This window comes from Streptomyces sp. NPDC002698 (assembly GCF_042888945.1).
Classification (GTDB): Bacteria; Actinomycetota; Actinomycetes; order Streptomycetales; family Streptomycetaceae; genus Streptomyces.
On record NZ_JBIAQM010000020.1, the window covers coordinates 117,223 to 132,678 of the forward strand.

General features: G+C 71.4%; 16 protein-coding genes. 5 read left to right on the forward strand and 11 right to left on the reverse strand.

The annotated features are described in order from the left end of the window. Positions 1 to 44: 44 nt before the first annotated feature. Positions 45 to 1,364 (reverse strand): MFS transporter, encoded by a 1,320-nt coding sequence (locus ACFYW9_RS26065; protein ID WP_389154881.1) that lies wholly within the window; start codon positions 1,362 to 1,364, stop codon positions 45 to 47. A 62-nt stretch (positions 1,365 to 1,426) separates the two neighbouring features. Here ACFYW9_RS26065 and ACFYW9_RS26070 point away from each other — a divergent pair, with 62 nt between their 5' ends. Then, positions 1,427 to 2,389: a LysR substrate-binding domain-containing protein gene (locus tag ACFYW9_RS26070; RefSeq protein ID WP_389154884.1), complete on the forward strand. Its 963-nt coding sequence runs from the start codon at positions 1,427 to 1,429 to the stop codon at positions 2,387 to 2,389. 47 nt (positions 2,390 to 2,436) lie between these two features. Here ACFYW9_RS26070 and ACFYW9_RS26075 read toward each other — a convergent pair whose 3' ends face one another. After that, the gene (locus tag ACFYW9_RS26075) at positions 2,437 to 3,198 is read right to left on the reverse strand and encodes an alpha/beta hydrolase (protein WP_389154887.1); all 762 of its coding nucleotides are present in this window, start codon (positions 3,196 to 3,198) and stop codon (positions 2,437 to 2,439) included. A gap of 113 nt (positions 3,199 to 3,311) precedes the next feature. Between ACFYW9_RS26075 and ACFYW9_RS26080 the strand changes: the two genes are divergently transcribed. Together ACFYW9_RS26080 and ACFYW9_RS26085 are read left to right on the forward strand one after the other, a co-directional pair. Then, positions 3,312 to 4,466, forward strand: coding sequence for an adenosine deaminase (locus ACFYW9_RS26080; protein WP_389154890.1), 1,155 nt, complete (start codon positions 3,312 to 3,314; stop codon positions 4,464 to 4,466). Between the two features lie 143 nt (positions 4,467 to 4,609). Beyond that, positions 4,610 to 4,963, forward strand: coding sequence for an ATP-binding protein (locus ACFYW9_RS26085; RefSeq protein ID WP_389154893.1), 354 nt, complete (start codon positions 4,610 to 4,612; stop codon positions 4,961 to 4,963). 190 nt (positions 4,964 to 5,153) lie between these two features. Here the strand turns inward: ACFYW9_RS26085 and ACFYW9_RS26090 are convergent, their stop codons facing one another. From ACFYW9_RS26090 to afsQ1, 5 genes are all read right to left on the reverse strand, one after another. Next, positions 5,154 to 5,357 carry a PspC domain-containing protein gene (locus tag ACFYW9_RS26090; protein WP_328448921.1) on the reverse strand — a complete coding sequence of 68 codons (204 nt, stop codon included), beginning with the start codon at positions 5,355 to 5,357 and terminating at the stop codon, positions 5,154 to 5,156. Between the two features lie 84 nt (positions 5,358 to 5,441). Further along, the gene (locus ACFYW9_RS26095) at positions 5,442 to 6,023 is read right to left on the reverse strand and encodes a VanZ family protein (RefSeq protein WP_351868606.1); all 582 of its coding nucleotides are present in this window, start codon (positions 6,021 to 6,023) and stop codon (positions 5,442 to 5,444) included. Between the two features lie 63 nt (positions 6,024 to 6,086). Then, positions 6,087 to 6,665: a hypothetical protein gene (locus tag ACFYW9_RS26100; protein WP_389154941.1), complete on the reverse strand. Its 579-nt coding sequence runs from the start codon at positions 6,663 to 6,665 to the stop codon at positions 6,087 to 6,089. Between the two features lie 215 nt (positions 6,666 to 6,880). Next, on the reverse strand, positions 6,881 to 8,470 hold the full coding sequence (locus ACFYW9_RS26105) for an ATP-binding protein (protein WP_389154897.1): 1,590 nt from the start codon (positions 8,468 to 8,470) through the stop codon (positions 6,881 to 6,883). Beyond that, positions 8,467 to 9,144 (reverse strand): two-component system response regulator AfsQ1, encoded by a 678-nt coding sequence (gene afsQ1 / locus ACFYW9_RS26110; RefSeq protein ID WP_037625670.1) that lies wholly within the window; start codon positions 9,142 to 9,144, stop codon positions 8,467 to 8,469. Before afsQ1 ends, ACFYW9_RS26105 begins: the two co-directional genes overlap by 4 nt. Positions 9,145 to 9,441: 297 nt before the next feature. Here afsQ1 and ACFYW9_RS26115 point away from each other — a divergent pair, with 297 nt between their 5' ends. Next, a complete protein-coding gene (locus tag ACFYW9_RS26115; protein ID WP_351868612.1) occupies positions 9,442 to 10,236 on the forward strand; it encodes a SigE family RNA polymerase sigma factor in 795 nt (264 codons plus the stop codon). A 258-nt stretch (positions 10,237 to 10,494) separates the two neighbouring features. On the opposite strand, the gene ACFYW9_RS26120 is transcribed toward ACFYW9_RS26115, so the two are convergent. Further along, positions 10,495 to 11,133 (reverse strand): uridine kinase, encoded by a 639-nt coding sequence (locus tag ACFYW9_RS26120; RefSeq protein WP_328671089.1) that lies wholly within the window; start codon positions 11,131 to 11,133, stop codon positions 10,495 to 10,497. 249 nt (positions 11,134 to 11,382) lie between these two features. Between ACFYW9_RS26120 and ACFYW9_RS26125 the strand changes: the two genes are divergently transcribed. Further along, on the forward strand, positions 11,383 to 11,790 hold the full coding sequence (locus ACFYW9_RS26125; protein WP_351868617.1) for a hypothetical protein: 408 nt from the start codon (positions 11,383 to 11,385) through the stop codon (positions 11,788 to 11,790). Positions 11,791 to 11,941: 151 nt separating this feature from the next. Here ACFYW9_RS26125 and ACFYW9_RS26130 read toward each other — a convergent pair whose 3' ends face one another. From ACFYW9_RS26130 to deoC, 3 genes are read right to left on the reverse strand one after another with little or no spacing between them, the layout of a single operon-like run. After that, positions 11,942 to 12,847 (reverse strand): aldehyde dehydrogenase family protein, encoded by a 906-nt coding sequence (locus tag ACFYW9_RS26130; RefSeq protein ID WP_389154902.1) that lies wholly within the window; start codon positions 12,845 to 12,847, stop codon positions 11,942 to 11,944. Continuing rightward, positions 12,848 to 14,305 carry an aldehyde dehydrogenase family protein gene (locus tag ACFYW9_RS26135; RefSeq protein ID WP_351868623.1) on the reverse strand — a complete coding sequence of 486 codons (1,458 nt, stop codon included), beginning with the start codon at positions 14,303 to 14,305 and terminating at the stop codon, positions 12,848 to 12,850. A 6-nt stretch (positions 14,306 to 14,311) separates the two neighbouring features. Continuing rightward, on the reverse strand, positions 14,312 to 15,307 hold the full coding sequence (gene deoC / locus ACFYW9_RS26140) for a deoxyribose-phosphate aldolase (RefSeq protein ID WP_351868665.1): 996 nt from the start codon (positions 15,305 to 15,307) through the stop codon (positions 14,312 to 14,314). Positions 15,308 to 15,456: the final 149 nt, after the last annotated feature.

The following is a 15,456-nucleotide window of genomic DNA, read 5'->3' on the forward strand; positions in this document are numbered from 1 at the left end:
CTCTGCGGGTCCCGACCAGGCCTCAGTGGGTCCCGGCCAGGGCCTCAGTGGGCCGGCACGGGCGCGCGGCGCGCGGCGGTACGGGCCGCGCGGGAGCCGAACAGGGTGATCGAGACGACTCCGAGCACCGCGAACAGCCCCATGGCCACCGTGCCCGCCCAGCCCCCCGCGTGGAAGGCGACCGCGCCCAGCGTGCTGCCGGCGCTGGAGCCGATGTAGTACGCGGACTGGTAGAGGGCCGAGGCCTGCGCCCGCCCGGTCTTCGCGGTGTGGCTCACCGACGACGACGCCACCGCGTGGCCCGCGAAGAAGCCCGCGGTGATCAGGACCAGGCCGAGCAGGACCAGCGCCAGGGAACCGGCCAGGGACAGGAGCAGCCCGGCCGTCGTGGTGGCGCCCGCCACGTAGAGGGAGCCGCGGCGGCCGAGGCGGCCGGCGAGACGGCCCGCCGTCGACGCCGACACCGTACCGACGAGATAGACCAGGAAGACCGAGCCGACGATGCCCTGCGGGAGCGAGAACGGCGCCTCGGCGAGGCGGTAGCCGATGACCGTGTAGACCCCGCCGAACACCATCATGAACAGCGCGCCGATCGCGTACAGCCGGCACAGCAGCGGGTTCGCGAGGTGGTCGCGCACCGTGCGGGCCAGCACCCGGGGCCGCAGCGAACCCCGCGTGAAGTGCCGCGGCGCCGGAAGCAGCATCCGGAAGGCCACCGCGCAGCCCACGGCGATCAGCCCGATCGTGCCGACGGCCACCCGCCAGCCCCATTCCTGCGCCACCCAGCCGGTGATGACCCGGCCGCTCATCCCGCCGACGCTGTTGCCCGCGACGAACAGGCCGATCGCGGTGATCAGCGCCTTGGGGCGGACCTCCTCCGCCAGGTACGCCGTCGCCGACGCCGGGAGTCCCGCGAGCGCCGCGCCCTGTACCGCCCGCAGCACCACCAGCGCGCCGATCGACGGCGCGAAGGGCACCAGCAGGCCCACGGTGACCGCCACCGCCAGGGACGCCGTCATCAACGTACGCCGTCCGAAGCGCTCCGAGAGCGCGCTCATCGGCAGGACGAACAGCGCGAGCCCGCCCGTCGCGGCCGACACCGTCCAGCTCGCCTCGCTCGCGCTGACCCCGAAGTCCGAGGAGACCAGCGGGAGCAGGGCCTGGGTGGAGTAGAGGAGGGCGAAGGTCGCGACGCCCGCGAGGAAGAGCGCGAAGCTCATCCGTCGGTAGCCGGGCCCGCCGGGGGCCATGCGGGAATCCGCGGTGGCGGTGGCGGTGGCGGTGGCGGTGGGGACGGAGGCGGTGACGGGAGCGGAGGCGGCGGCGCCCGCGGTGACGGGCGCCCCGGTACTGGCGGAAGGCATGGCTCGAACCTAAGGACCCGTCGTTCATCCGTCCAATGCATGGAATCGCCATAATCGTTCCCATGGCGCATCAGCAGAGGTCACAGGCTCACCTGTCACCGTTCAGTGACACAGAAGACAGCGCGCACTTCGCGAGACTGCTCGCCCCGCGCCTGGCGTACTTCGCCGGTGTCGCCCGCACCGAGCACGTCACCCGGGCCGCCGAGCAGATGGGGGTCCCGCAGTCGACCCTGTCCCGGGCCATGGTCCGGCTCGAACAGGACCTGGGAGTCGACCTGTTCGCGCGCCGGGGCCGGACCGTGGCGCTGACCCCTGCCGGCCGCACCTTCCTCGCCTCCGTGGAACGGGCCCTCGCCGAGGTCGAGCGCGCCGCCGACGAGGTGCGCGCGGACGCCGACCCGGCCACCGGCAAGGTCGCCTTCGGCTTTCTGCACACGATGGGATCGGAGACGGTGCCGGGACTGATCCGCGCGTTCCGCGCCGACCACCCGGGCGTCCGCTTCAGCCTCGTGCAGAACTACGGGGAGGCCATGCTGGAGCGGCTGCGGTCGGGCGAACTGGACCTGTGCCTGACCTCGCCCGTGCCGGACGCGCCCGATCTGGTGGGCCGCCTGCTCGACGAGCAGAAGCTCCGTCTGGTCGTGCCCGCCGACCACCGGCTCGCCGCGCGCAGGCGCATCCGTCTCGCCGAGGCGGCCGACGAGACCTTCGTGACCCTGGAACCCGGCTACGGCATGCGCGCCATCACGGACGACCTGTGCCAGGAGGCGGGGTTCCGGCCGCGCATCGCCTTCGAGGGGGAGGAGGCGGAGACGCTCCGGGGCCTGGTCGCCGCCGGCCTCGGCGTCGCCCTGCTGCCGCCACCGGCCGTCGCCCGTCCGGGAGTCGTCGAACTCACGGTCACCGCCCCGCGCGCCGTGCGCGAGATCGGCGTCGCCTGGCTGGACGGCCACCCGGACACCCCGCCGGTGGCCGCCTTCAAGAAGTTCCTGCTCTCCCGCCGAGGCCACCTGCTACCCGACTGAGCCTCCGGGCGCCCCTCGCCGGGCAGACGGGAATTGTCAGACAGGCCCTAGCGGCGCAACGACTGCCCGAAGCCCGCCGCGAGCGGCATCCGCAGGCCCAGGGGCGGTGGTGCGGCGAAGGCGTCCTCGACCGGGCGGGAGAAGGAGCGGCCGAACAGCGAGCCCAGCACGAAGTCCTCCGCGAGGGCGAGGACTTCTTGCCGGTGCTGGTGCAGCGCGTGCCCGTCCGAGTGGACCTCGAAGCGGCAGATGCCGCGGTTGGCCTTCTTCGCGCGCGCGGCGAGCCGGAAGGACAACTCCGGGTCGGTGCGCGCGTCGTTGGTGCCGTGCACGATCAGCACGCGCCGCCCGGCGAGCTGTTTCACCGGTTCGGGTGGCGCCGCGACATCGTCCTCCGGCAGCCAGGGTGCCAGCGCCAGCACGGAGTTGACGGCCGGGTGCCCGCCCGCGCGCAGCGCCGCCCGGCCGCCCATGTCGATGCCCGCCAGGCACACGGGCACGTCGCCGTAGCGGCGGACGACCTCGTCCGCGGCCCAGGACGCGTCGGACGCGAGATGGGCCTCGCTGCCGTTCCAGCCGCGTACCCGGTAGTGCACCACGTGGCCGACCAGGCCTTCCGCGCGTCCGGCGCGGGTCAGCCGGCGCCCGAGCGCGCGTACGGAGGCGGTCGCCATCATGGGGGAGGGTCTTCGGGCCGAGGTCTCCTCGCCGCCCGGCAGCAGCAGAACAACTCCGCTGACCGCCGTCGGCTCGGGGCCGAGCGCCCTCCCCAGCCGGGCCCTGCGAACCGGCGTCGCTTGCTGTGCCATGACAGAACAGTGTCAGAAGCAAGGGTGTACGCCACCCGTCCGCACGGTCACCGTTACGTATCGACGGATTCGTACAACAGGAGATCTACGCGCGTAGGGGCTAGAGTGCGAAAATGACGAGCCAGATCCGGAACACCCCGAGCTCGGAGCAGATCCGCCGGGCGCCCAAGGTCCTGCTGCACGATCACCTCGACGGGGGCCTGCGCCCCGGCACGATCGTCGAACTCGCCCGCGACACCGGCTACTCCGGCCTCCCCGAGACCGATCCCGGCAAGCTCGGGATCTGGTTCCGCGAGGCCGCCGACTCCGGTTCGCTGGAGCGGTACCTGGAGACCTTCGCCCACACCTGTGCCGTCATGCAGACCCGCGAGGCCCTGGTGCGGGTCGCCGCCGAGTGCGCCGAGGACCTCGCCGAGGACGGGGTCGTCTACGCCGAGGTGCGGTACGCGCCCGAGCAGCACCTGGAGGGCGGGCTCAGCCTCGAAGAGGTCGTCGAGGCGGTCAACGAGGGCTTCCGGGAAGGGGAGCGGCTGGCCCGGGAGAACGGCCACCGCATCCGGATCGGCGCCCTGCTGACCGCCATGCGGCACGCGGCCCGCGCCCTGGAGATCGCCGAACTCGCCAACCGCTACCGCGACTCGGGCGTCGTCGGCTTCGACATCGCGGGCGCCGAGGCCGGCTTCCCGCCCACCCGGCACCTCGACGCCTTCGAGTACCTCAAGCGGGAGAACAACCACTTCACGATCCACGCCGGCGAGGCGTTCGGCCTGCCGTCCATCTGGCAGGCCCTCCAGTGGTGCGGCGCCGACCGGCTCGGGCACGGCGTCCGCATCATCGACGACATCCAGGTGCGCGAGGACGGCTCGGTGGAACTCGGCCGGCTCGCGTCGTACGTCCGCGACAAGCGCATCCCGCTGGAGCTGTGCCCCAGTTCCAACCTCCAGACCGGCGCCGCGGACTCGTACGCCGACCACCCCATCGGGCTGCTGCGGCGCCTGCATTTCCGCGCCACGGTCAATACCGACAATCGCCTCATGTCGGGTACGAGCATGAGCCGGGAATTCGAGCACCTTGTCGAGGTGTTCGGTTACTCGCTCGACGACATGCAGTGGTTCTCGGTCAATGCTATGAAGTCAGCATTCATTCCTTTCGATGAACGCCTCGCCATGATCAATGACGTGATCAAGCCTGGATATGCAGAATTGAAGTCCGAATGGCTGTTCCAGCAGACCGCTTCCACCAGCGGTTCTGCGGGAGAACGAGCCTGATCGGGGCGAATGCGAAGCGGCCGGGTCTTCACTTCTCCTCCATGATTCGGCCGCTTTTCGTTGTTTGCGGAGGGTGGGATTACGTGTTTACGGTTCTGGACCGCTCACATACCCGTCTCACCCACCCCAAGGACGCATTCACGATGAAGCAGTCTGCTGCCAAGACTCTCGGTGTCGCCGCTCTCGGCGCCGCTTTCGCCGCTGTCGGCGCGGGTGCCGCGAACGCCGCCCCGGCCGTGCCGGACGCCTCCTCGGCGCTGGACGCCGTCACCATGACGCTGCCCGCCGAGGCCACCGCCTCGGCGCTGCCCGCCGCCGGCCAGGCGCTCGCCCAGGGCCAGAGCGCCGTCGGCACGGATGTGATCGCCGCGAATCCCGCCGCCACGCGTCTGCTCGCCGACCGGCAGGCCGCGCCCGTGACCGGACTGCTCGGAGGGCTGCCGCTGCAGGGTCTGCCCACGCACGGCCTGCCGGTCAACGGGATTCCGCTGGGCTGACGCTCTTTGCCGGACGGAGGTCCCCCCGCCTGTCCGAGCGCGGGGCCTTCCGGCCGTACGAGGACGGCCGCGCGCATCGCGGCCGCGCCCGCTCCGGCTCTACGAACGCCGGTGGGGCACACCCTCGTCGGGTGTGCCCCACCGGCGTTCGCCGTGTCCCACGCCGGCCGCCGCCGGGTGCCCGCCCGGGTCACCAGGCGTTGCGGGAGACCTTGTCCTCGGACGGGAAGAGGATCCACAGCGCTATGTAGAGCAGGAACTGCGGGCCGGGAAGCAGGCAGGACACGACGAAGACGACACGCATCGTCGTCGCCGAGGTGCCGAAGCGCCGTGCCAGCGCAGCACAGACTCCGCCGATCATGCGGCCGTTCGTGGGGCGGGCAAGGGCGGTCATGGTGGCTCCTTCGCGAACCGTCGTCGAGTGCCGGCGGGGCCGGCCTCGTCGTTCTCACCGGTGCCTTCACCGATGCCCTCAACGCTACGAGGACGAAGTGCGCGAAACCTCGCTCCAGGGAGCGATCCCGACCCTGGGAATCGTCGGGGTCCGACCCTGAGCGTGGTCCTCCCGGCGGACGGCCGCGCGGCGCCGCGTCTCGGCCCTGCGACGGAGCCGGGCCCTGACGGCGGGTACGACCGCGAGATGCGCGAGGGCCACCCCGAGGGTGTTGAGCGTGATCGAGTCGATGTCCACGACCTGGCCGGGCACCCCGGTCTGGAGCAGCTCTATGCCCAGGGAGAGCAGCACGCCGGCGGCGGTCGTCCGCAGGAGCGAGCCCAGGGGGGAGGCGGCGAGCCTGCCCCCCGCCATCGGGAGCAGCACACCCAGCGGGGCGAGCAGGCCGAGGCCCGCGGCGATACGCCGGGCCGCCGCCTCGGGGCCCAGTGCGAGGTCGGCTCTGATACCCGCGAAGGGCCGCAGGTTGGCGGCGCTCACCCAGGGGACGTCCAGCGGACGCAGCGTGATCCAGGCGACGAGCGCCAGGTGTGCGACGAGGAGGACACCTCCTGCCACACGGACGCGGGTGACGGCGCTGCCGTCCTCTGAACCATGACGCTGCACGCCCCCCAAGACGCGGGCTCCGGCACGATCGGTTCCGCTGCGGTGGTTTTCAGCCCCGCAGCGTTACGAACTCCGGACAGCCGTCGAGGCCGGGGCCGTGTCGCCGGGCGCGGCGCGCATCTCGGGGGTGCACTCGTAGCTGCGCAGGCCGGAGGGGGCGGGACCGCCGAGGACGACACTGCCGTCGTCCCGCGCCGCGGCCGAGTCCGAGAAGGTGCAGACGATCTGGGCGAGGGACGTCGGCGTGAGGTCCTGCGGCGGGGTGCTCAGCCGGAGCGTGTCCTCGGGGTCCCCTTCGCGGGGTCCGCCGACCGTCATGCCGCCGCGTACGTCCGTCGTGTACCCGGCCTGTTCCTCGGGCGTCGACGGTGCCTCGGCGAGCTCGTCCAGCAGCGCCTGGGCCACCAGGGCCCGGCGCGCCGACTCCGCCGTACCGTCCGCGATGCGCACCGACCGGTCGACCGTGACCAGTTGTTCCGAGCAGAGCAGGAAGACCTGGACCGGCACCCCGTGCGAGGACTGGGTGGCGATGTCGGGGCCGGAGAGCGCGCAGGGCACGCGGGAGGGCGCCGGACCGAAGTCGGTCGGCACCTGTGTGGGACGGATGCCGCACCCGGTGAGCAGCACGGCGAGCACCGCCACGGCGGGCCAGGGCCGTACCCCGCCCGGCCGCCAGGGCCGGAACGGGCGTCCCGGCCGCGCGGAACCCGCCGCCCGCCGACGCCCGGGGGCCGCGGAGCCGGCGGCCTGCGGGCGGGTGGTCTCCGGGAAGGCGCCGGCCCGCGGGCGGGCGTTCTCCGGGGAGCCGGTGGGCCGGGAGGGGTGGGGAACCTCCGGGGCCGTGGGGTGTGCGGTGGTCATCCGGCGGTGCCTTCCGTGCCGTTCCCGTGCGCGGAGGCGTCACGGCCCCGCAGGTCGTCGGCGAGCAGTTCCGACGCGTGCTGGGGCAGGCGCAGCGTGAAGACCGCCCCGCCGCCCGGCGCGTTCGCCGCGGTGATCTCGCCGCCGTGGATGTGCGCGTTCTCCAGGGCGATGGAGAGCCCGAGGCCGCTGCCCTCGGAACGCGGGCGGGACGCGCTGGCCTTGTAGAACCGGTCGAAGACGTGCGGCAGGACGTCCTCGGGAATGCCGGGACCGTGGTCCTGCACCTCGATGACCAGTTCCTCGCCCTCGCCCTCCATACGCACCGACACCCGGACCGGTGAACCACCGTGCTTGAGCGCGTTGCCGATCAGGTTCGCCAGGATCACGTCGAGGCGGCGCGGGTCGAGCCGCGCCGTCATGCCCCGCTCGGCGTCCAGGTCGACGGCGTCCAGCCAGGCGCGCGCGTCGATGCACGCGGTGATCTGGTCGGCGATGTCCACGTCGTCGAGGATCAGCCGGGCGGTGCCCGCGTCGAACCGGGTCACCTCCATCAGGTTCTCCACGAGGTCGCCCAGACGCCGGGTCTCGCTGACGACCAGCCGTACGGCCGGCTCGATCATCGGGTCGACGCTGCCGGTCTCCGCGTCCAGTTCCTCCTCGAGGATCTCGGTGACGGCGGTGATCGCGGTGAGCGGCGTCCGCAGTTCGTGGGACATGTCGGCGACGAAGCGGCGGGAGGCCTCGTCCCGCGCGCTCATGTCCGCGACCCGCTTCTCCAGCGACTCCGCCGTCCGGTTGAACGTCCGTGACAGATCGGCGAGTTCGTCCGTGCCGGAGACCCGCAGCCGGGTGTCCAGCTTGCCCTCGCCGAGCCGGCGGGCCGCGATGCCCAGCCGGTGGACCGGCTTGAGGACCGTGGTCGCGGCGGCCTGGGCCAGCAGCGCCGAGCCGATCAGCGCGAGCCCCGTCGCGATCCCCAGCGACCAGGCGAGGGAGTTGAGGTCCTTGGCCTCCGGCTCCAGGGACTTGAGCATGTAACCGGTCGTGGAGCCGTCGATCACCCGGGCCCCGCCCACGAGGTACGACTTGTCGTGCTGGGTGATCCGCTGCCAGTACAGGTGGTACGCGGACTTGTTGGTCGAGGTCAGCGGCTGCTGCTTGTTCACCGCCTTCCGGAGGGACTTGGGTACGTCCTCCAGCGTGAACGTGTCCAGCTCGGAGTTGCCGGTGATCATCTTGCCGTCGGCGGCCTCGGCGGTCAGCAGCACACTGAAACGCTGGCTGCTGTTCGCCATCTGCCCGGCCGTGCGCTGGAGTTCGTCCTGCGCCGGATGCACGGGCAGCATGCTCGCGTGGTTGCGCATCTCCTGCTGGAAGTCACGCAGCACCGCGTCCTGGGTACGCGTCAGCACGGCCTCGCGGTTGAGCCAGTACGCGATGCCCGACGCGGACACCGCGGCGGTGAGCGCGACGAGTCCGAACACCACGACCAGCCGCAGCCGCAGGCTGGTGAAGCGCAGACCGGACAGCAACGCCTTGCGCGCCGCGGCCCAGCCGCGGAGCTTGTCCTGCGGTTTGGTCACTGAGGATTGTCCAGCCGATAGCCGACGCCACGCACGGTACGGATCAGGGTGGGAGAGGACGGCACGTCCTCCACCTTGGCGCGCAGCCGCTGCACACAGGCATCGACCAGGCGTGAGTCGCCCAGGTAGTCGTGTTCCCACACCAGACGCAGCAACTGCTGCCGGGACAGGGCCTGTCCGGGCCTGCGGCTCAGCTCCAGGAGCAACCGCAGCTCGGTGGGTGTCAGTTGCAGATCCTCACCGTTCTTGGTGACGGTCATGGCGGCACGGTCGATGACCAGCGAGCCGAACGAGGCCGAGTCGTTCGCCTCCCGCTCGCCGCGGCGCAGCACGGCGCGGATCCGGGCGTCGAGCACCCGGCCCTGCACCGGCTTGACGACGTAGTCGTCGGCGCCGGACTCCAGTCCGACCACGACGTCGATGTCGTCGCTGCGCGCGGTCAGCAGGATGATCGGCAGTTGGTCGGTGCGCCGGATGCGCCGGCACACCTCGAATCCGTCGATGCCGGGCAGCATCACATCCAGCACGATCAGATCCGGTCGCTGCTCGCGCAGCAGCTTCAGACCGTCCTCGCCGGTGGCAGCGGTGGCCACACGGTGTCCCTGGCGCGTCAAAGAGAGCTCCAGGGCCGTACGGATGGCGTCGTCGTCCTCGATCAGCAACAGGGAAGGCACGGACGTCATTCTGGCCCATGTCATGCTCGTGTATCGACTGTTGGAGCGCTCCCACTCGTCTCCCGGCCACAACGGAGACCCTCGCGGGAGGCGCCCGGGGCCCAAGTGGTCATCTGCGTAGTCGTACCGCTCTTCTCTGTGATCGCGCTGTGCCGCGCCCGGGGGCGGCCCCTGTGACAGGTCTGTGACAGTCGGAGGACATGGCCATGAAGTGGGCCCGGCAAGCTTTTCGACACAAGGGCAGGACGCACGACGGAACGAACCGAAGATCCGGGACTCCACGACGGGGGGCGCGAGATGAACACGCTGCACAGCACCAGCACTAGCGCAGTTGTCACGCGGCTCCACGACGTCAACCGGGCAGCGGAGAAGTCCGGTGCTGTGAGCCAGCGGGGGTGCGCTCGTAGTGCCGGGCGTCAGCACGCCGTGTACATGACGGTGGTTGACGGTTTCACGGGGGAGAAGACCACGGCGCCTGCCGCCGTGGGCACGACGGGGGAGAAGGCTCACGGGGGAGCCGCGTACGGGGAGGGCTCGGGGGAGCGTCGTTCGGGGGCGGGGAGTGTGGAGGCCGAAGCGGCCTTCACCGCCTACGTCCAGGAGCGCCGCGCCTCCCTGTACGCAACCGCCTACCACCTGACCGGTGACCGCTTCGAGGCCGAGGACCTGCTGCAGAGCGCGCTGTTCTCGACGTACCGGGCCTGGGACCGGATCAGCGACAAGGCCGCGGTCGGGGGCTACCTCCGCCGCACCATGACGAACCTGCACATCAGCGCGTGGCGCCGCCGCAAGCTGAACGAGTACCCGACCGAGGAACTGCCGGAGACGCCCGGTGACACGGACGCGATGCGCGGCACCGAGCTGCGCGCGGTCCTGTGGCAGGCGCTGGCCCGGCTGCCCGAACTCCAGCGGACGATGCTGGTCCTCCGTTACTACGAGGGCCGCACCGACCCGGAGATCGCGGAGATCCTCGGCATCAGTGTCGGCACGGTGAAGTCCAGCATCTGGCGGTCGCTCCGCCGGATGCGCGAGGACGAGGTCCTCAGCTTCGGCCGTGACGAGGAGGAGTCCTTCGGGGAGCTTGTCGCCTGAGGGTCATGGGGGCCGGCTCCGGGGGGAGCCGGTGACGGGGGACGTCGGTTCCGGGGGGAGCCGACGCCGAACGGGGTCACGGGGAAACGGGTCACGGGGAAGTCGCCGTGTCACGGGGGACCACGGGGGAAACGAAGAAGGTCCAGGCGGTCGGGGGTCCGCTTGGACCTTCTTTCGTTCCCGGGAAGCCGGCGGGCGCGGCCCCGGCCCGAGCCGGTCCCGAAGGCCCGCGGGCCGGAGCGTGACCGGCGGGGCGGGTTACGCGGTCGCCGTGGGCGCGGACGCCCGGGGCGCGGACGAGGCGGCCGCCAGCCGGCCGAGCGCTTCGTCCCGGTCGCAGGGGTGGGCGCCCAGAGCCGCCTGGCGCGCCACGATGGACCGCTCGGAGCGCATCAGCCGCCAGCCGCGCCGCAGCAGGAAGGGCACCGACTTGCGGCCCTCCTTCAGATCCCGCACGAAACGGCGCCGGAACGTGGTCACCGCGCCCCGGGACAGGCACAACGCGTCGGCGAGGACGCCGAGTTCGCGGCAGCGCTCGACGATCTCGGCGGCGAAGATCCCCTCCGCGATGAACAGCGGCGCCCCGTCGATGCTCAGGGCCTCGGCCCCGGTACGGGCGCTCAGGGAGATGTCGTAGACGGGGATGGTCGTACGTCCCGTACGGCACAGGTCCTCGATCGCGGCGACGGCGGTGTCCGCGTCCCACGACCGCGGGTGGTCCCAGTCGATGTCCTCACTGCCCTCGACCTGGGGCAGCGTCGGGTCCGTGGCCTCTTTGTAGAAGTCGTCGAGGCGGAGCACGGGGAGGCCGGAAGCGGCGGAGAGAAGGGACTTCCCGGAGCCGGAGGGGCCGCAGAGCAGCACCACGCGGGCGGGTATCGGGAGAGGGGAACCCAAGGGTCTGTACCTTCTGTGACAGGTCCGGCGACACCGCGCGTCGGCACGGCTCCCGCCTATTATCCCCGGCTTTGCCGAATGTGCGGACGGATGTCGCGCGGATGTGACGAGTGGCGCTGATATGCCTGTTGCCCCGCAGGAGCGAATCCCTCGCCGGGACCGCCCGGCGCGGCATCCCGTCAACTACTCTGCGTGTCGCATCAATTGCACTCCGTTCGTCACTCTCCGCTAGTCAAAGAGGAAAACCTGATGGCGCGACACGCAGCCCAGCGGAACACCCTGGCCCGTACGACCGCGCGGATCGCCGCGGCGGTCGGCGTGGTCGCTGCCGGTGCGGCCGCGGCCACCCCGGCCTTCGCGGACACGGCTTCCGCCGTGGACGTCGTACGCGCCCGGCCCGCCTCGCTCGGCGAACTCGACCCGCAGGCCGGACTCCAGGCGCTGACCGGGACCGTGGGGCATGTCACGGGTCCCGTCGAGAACCTCAAGCCCAACCCGCTGGCCGGCACCGGTGTGGACCCGCTCGACAACGGCGTGGGCACCCAGGTCGCGGACTTCAAGCCGCTGACCTCCAAGGCGCTCACCGGGCCGGTGGCGCAGGCGCAGTCGATCGGCGACGTCCCGGTGCTCGGCCGGGCGGCCGGCCTCCTGCGCTGAACCTCGCGCACGGGCCGTCCGCAGCCCCTGGACATGAAGGAGCCGCGCTCCCCCTGGACGGAGGGGAAGCGCGGCTCCTTCGTGCGCGGGGCCCCGGGGACACGGATCGGGGCTCCGGCGTCTCAGCGCGTGCCCGCGGAGCGGGCCGGGCTCAGTAGGACGAGCCCGAGGCGCCCAGGGAGCCCGTGGGGTGCCAGACCGTTTTCGTCTCCAGGAAGGCCGTCAGACGCTCGGTCCCGGGAGTCCGCGCGTAATCCACAGCCTGTGGACGAAGAACGCGCTTCAGGTTGTCCGCGGCCGCGATCTCCAGCTCCTTGGCCAGGACCTCGTCCGCGCCGGCCAGGTCGATCGCGTTGACGTCCTGGTGCGCGGCCAGCGGGGCCGCGATCTCCGCGGTCCGGCCGGACAGGATGTTCACGACACCGCCCGGCACGTCGGAGGTGGCCAGTACCTCGCCCAGCGACAGCGCCGGGAGCGGGGACTTCTCGCTGGCGATCACGATCGCCGTGTTGCCGGTGGCGATCACCGGGGCGAGGACGGACACCAGGCCGAGGAAGGACGACTCCTGCGGCGCCAGGACCGTCACCACGCCCGTCGGCTCGGGGGAGGACAGGTTGAAGTACGGGCCCGCGACCGGGTTGCCGCCGCCCACGACCTGGGCGATCTTGTCGGTCCAGCCCGCGTACCAGACCCAGCGGTCGATCGCCGCGTCGACGACGGCCGCCGCCTTCGCCTTCGACAGGCCCTCCGCGTCGGCCACCTCGCGGACGAACTGCTCCTTGCGGCCCTCCAGCATCTCGGCGACGCGGTACAGGACCTGGCCGCGGTTGTACGCGGTGGCGCCGGCCCAGCCGCCGAACGCCTTGCGCGCGGCGACGACCGCGTCACGGGCGTCCTTGCGGCTCGACTGCGGAGCGTTCGCCAGCCACTTGCCCTTGGAGTCGCTCACCTCGTACACCCGGCCGCTCTCGGAACGCGGGAACTTGCCGCCCACGTACAGCTTGTAGGTCTTGAAGACGCTCAGGCGCTGCTGCTCGGACTTCTCGGCTGCACTCATTTATCGCTCGCCCTCCGGGCTAGACGGGGCGAGGTACGCCTCCAGGCCGTGACGGCCGCCCTCGCGGCCGAAGCCCGACTCCTTGTACCCGCCGAACGGCGAGGTCGGGTCGAACTTGTTGAACGTGTTGGACCAGACGACACCCGCGCGGAGCTTGTTCGCCACGGCGAGGATGCGGGAGCCCTTCTCGGTCCAGATGCCCGCCGAGAGGCCGTACGGGGAGTTGTTGGCCTTGGCGACCGCCTCGTCCGGGGTGCGGAACGTGAGGACGGACAGCACCGGGCCGAAGATCTCGTCGCGGGCGATGGTGTGCGCCTGGGTGACGTTCGTGAAGAGCGTCGGAGCGAACCAGTAGCCGGAGGAGGGGAGTTCGCAGGCCGGGGACCAGCGCTCGGCGCCCTCCGCCTCGCCCTGGTCGACGAGCGTGGTGATACGGGAGAGCTGCTCGGCGGAGTTGATCGCGCCGATGTCCGTGTTCTTGTCGAGCGGGTCGCCGAGGCGCAGCGTCGACAGGCGGCGCTTGAGCGAGTCGAGCAGCTCGTCGTGGATCGACTCCTGGACCAGCAGCCGGGAACCCGCGCAGCAGACCTGGCCCTGGTTGAAGAAGATGCCGCTGACGATGCCCTCGACGGCCTGGTCGATGGGGGCGTCGTCGAAGACGATGTTCGCGCCCTTGCCGCCGAGTTCGAGCGTGACCTTCTTGTGCGAGCCCGCGATCTGCCGGGCGATCGCCTTGCCGACGGCGGTGGAGCCGGTGAAGGCCACCTTGTCCACGTCCGGGTGCGCGACGAGGGCCGCGCCCGCGTCTCCGTAACCCGGAAGGATGTTGACGACACCCTTGGGCAGACCGGCCTGGCGGCAGATGTCCGCGAAGAACAGCGCCGTCAGGGGCGTGGTCTCCGCGGGCTTGAGGACGACCGTGTTGCCGGTCGCGAGGGCCGGGGCGATCTTCCACGCCAGCATCAGCAGCGGGAAGTTCCACGGGATGACCTGGCCCGCGACGCCCAGCGGACGCGGGTTCGCGCCGAAACCGGCGTGGTCGAGCTTGTCCGCCCAGCCCGCGTAGTAGAAGAAGTGCGCGGCGACCAGGGGGAGGTCCGCGTCGCGGGTCTCCTTGATCGGCTTGCCGTTGTCCAGCGTCTCCAGGACGGCCAGCTCGCGGCTGCGCTCCTGGATGATCCGCGCGATGCGGAACAGGTACTTGGCGCGCTCGGAGCCCGGCAGCGCGGACCACTTCACGAAGGCCTTGCGGGCGGCCTTCACCGCGCGGTCGACGTCCGCCTCGCCCGCCTGGGCGATCTCGGAGAGGACCTCCTCGGTGGAGGGGGAGACGGTCTTGAAGACCTTGCCCTCGGCGGCCTCGGTGAACTCACCGTCGATGAACAGGCCGTAGGAGGGGGCGATGTCGACGACGGAGCGGGACTCGGGCGCCGGTGCGTATTCGAATGCGGAAGCCATGATGGATCAGTCCACCGTCACGTAGTCGGGGCCGGAGTAGCGGCCGGTGGCCAGCTTCTGACGCTGCATGAGCAGGTCGTTCAGGAGCGAGGACGCGCCGAAGCGGAACCAGTGGTTGTCCAGCCAGTCCTCGCCCGCGGTCTCGTTCACCACGACCAGGAACTTGACGGCGTCCTTGGTCGTGCGGATACCGCCGGCCGGCTTCACACCGACCTGCACGCCGGTCTGGGCGCGGAAGTCGCGGACGGCCTCCAGCATCAGCAGCGTGTTCGCGGGCGTCGCGTTCACGGCCACCTTGCCGGTGGAGGTCTTGATGAAGTCGGCCCCGGCCAGCATGCCGAGCCAGCTCGCCCGCCGGATGTTGTCGTACGTCGACAGCTCGCCGGTCTCGAAGATGACCTTCAGCCGGGCGGCGCCCGAGGCCTCCTTCACGGCGACGATCTCGTCGTACACCTTCATGTAGTTGCCCGCGAGGAACGCTCCGCGGTCGATGACCATGTCGATCTCGTCGGCGCCCGCGGCGACGGCGTCGCGCACGTCGGCCAGCTTCACGGCGAGCGCGGCACGGCCGGCCGGGAACGCGGTCGCGACCGAGGCGACCTTCACCCCGGAGCCGGCGACGGCCTCCTTCGCGACGGCCACCATGTCGGGATAGACACAGACCGCCGCCGTGGTGGGCGCCGTGCGGTCGGTCGGGTCCGGGAGGACCGCCTTGGCGCCGAGTGCCCGGACCTTGCCCGGGGTGTCCGCGCCTTCCAGCGTCGTCAGGTCGACCATCGAGATGGCGAGGTCGATGGCGTACGCCTTCGCGGTGGTCTTGATGGAACGGGTGCCGAGCGAGGCGGCTCGCGCCTCCAGGCCGACCGCGTCGACGCCGGGCAGCCCGTGGAGGAAGCGGCGCAGCGTGCTGTCGGACGCGGTCACGTCGCCGAGTACGTGGGTGGGGGCACCACCCTGCTCGAGCGGAGTCGAGAGCTTGGGGGAGGGTGCAGAGGTGGGCATGGTCACCAGCCGAGCATATCTACGCGCGTAGCGGCTGTACAGCCCTGGGTGCGGCCGAGGGATTTTTTGCCCGCAGGGGCGGGGCGCCGGGCTGACTTCCGGGAACGGACCCTCCGCCCACTCGCAACGAACTGGACCCCCCGTTTCTT

Excerpts from the sequence above, each read along its gene's own strand:
- ACFYW9_RS26065 (WP_389154881.1), bottom strand. The coding sequence starts at position 1,364 with ATGCCTTCCGCCAGTACCGGGGCGCCCGTCACCGCGGGCGCCGCCGCC.
- ACFYW9_RS26070 (WP_389154884.1), top strand. The coding sequence starts at position 1,427 with ATGGCGCATCAGCAGAGGTCACAGGCTCACCTGTCACCGTTCAGTGAC.
- ACFYW9_RS26075 (WP_389154887.1), bottom strand. The coding sequence starts at position 3,198 with ATGGCACAGCAAGCGACGCCGGTTCGCAGGGCCCGGCTGGGGAGGGCG.
- ACFYW9_RS26080 (WP_389154890.1), top strand. The coding sequence starts at position 3,312 with ATGACGAGCCAGATCCGGAACACCCCGAGCTCGGAGCAGATCCGCCGG.
- ACFYW9_RS26085 (WP_389154893.1), top strand. The coding sequence starts at position 4,610 with ATGAAGCAGTCTGCTGCCAAGACTCTCGGTGTCGCCGCTCTCGGCGCC.
- ACFYW9_RS26090 (WP_328448921.1), bottom strand. The coding sequence starts at position 5,357 with ATGACCGCCCTTGCCCGCCCCACGAACGGCCGCATGATCGGCGGAGTC.
- ACFYW9_RS26115 (WP_351868612.1), top strand. The coding sequence starts at position 9,442 with ATGAACACGCTGCACAGCACCAGCACTAGCGCAGTTGTCACGCGGCTC.
- ACFYW9_RS26125 (WP_351868617.1), top strand. The coding sequence starts at position 11,383 with ATGGCGCGACACGCAGCCCAGCGGAACACCCTGGCCCGTACGACCGCG.
- ACFYW9_RS26130 (WP_389154902.1), bottom strand. The coding sequence starts at position 12,847 with ATGAGTGCAGCCGAGAAGTCCGAGCAGCAGCGCCTGAGCGTCTTCAAG.
- ACFYW9_RS26135 (WP_351868623.1), bottom strand. The coding sequence starts at position 14,305 with ATGGCTTCCGCATTCGAATACGCACCGGCGCCCGAGTCCCGCTCCGTC.
- deoC (WP_351868665.1), bottom strand. The coding sequence starts at position 15,307 with ATGCCCACCTCTGCACCCTCCCCCAAGCTCTCGACTCCGCTCGAGCAG.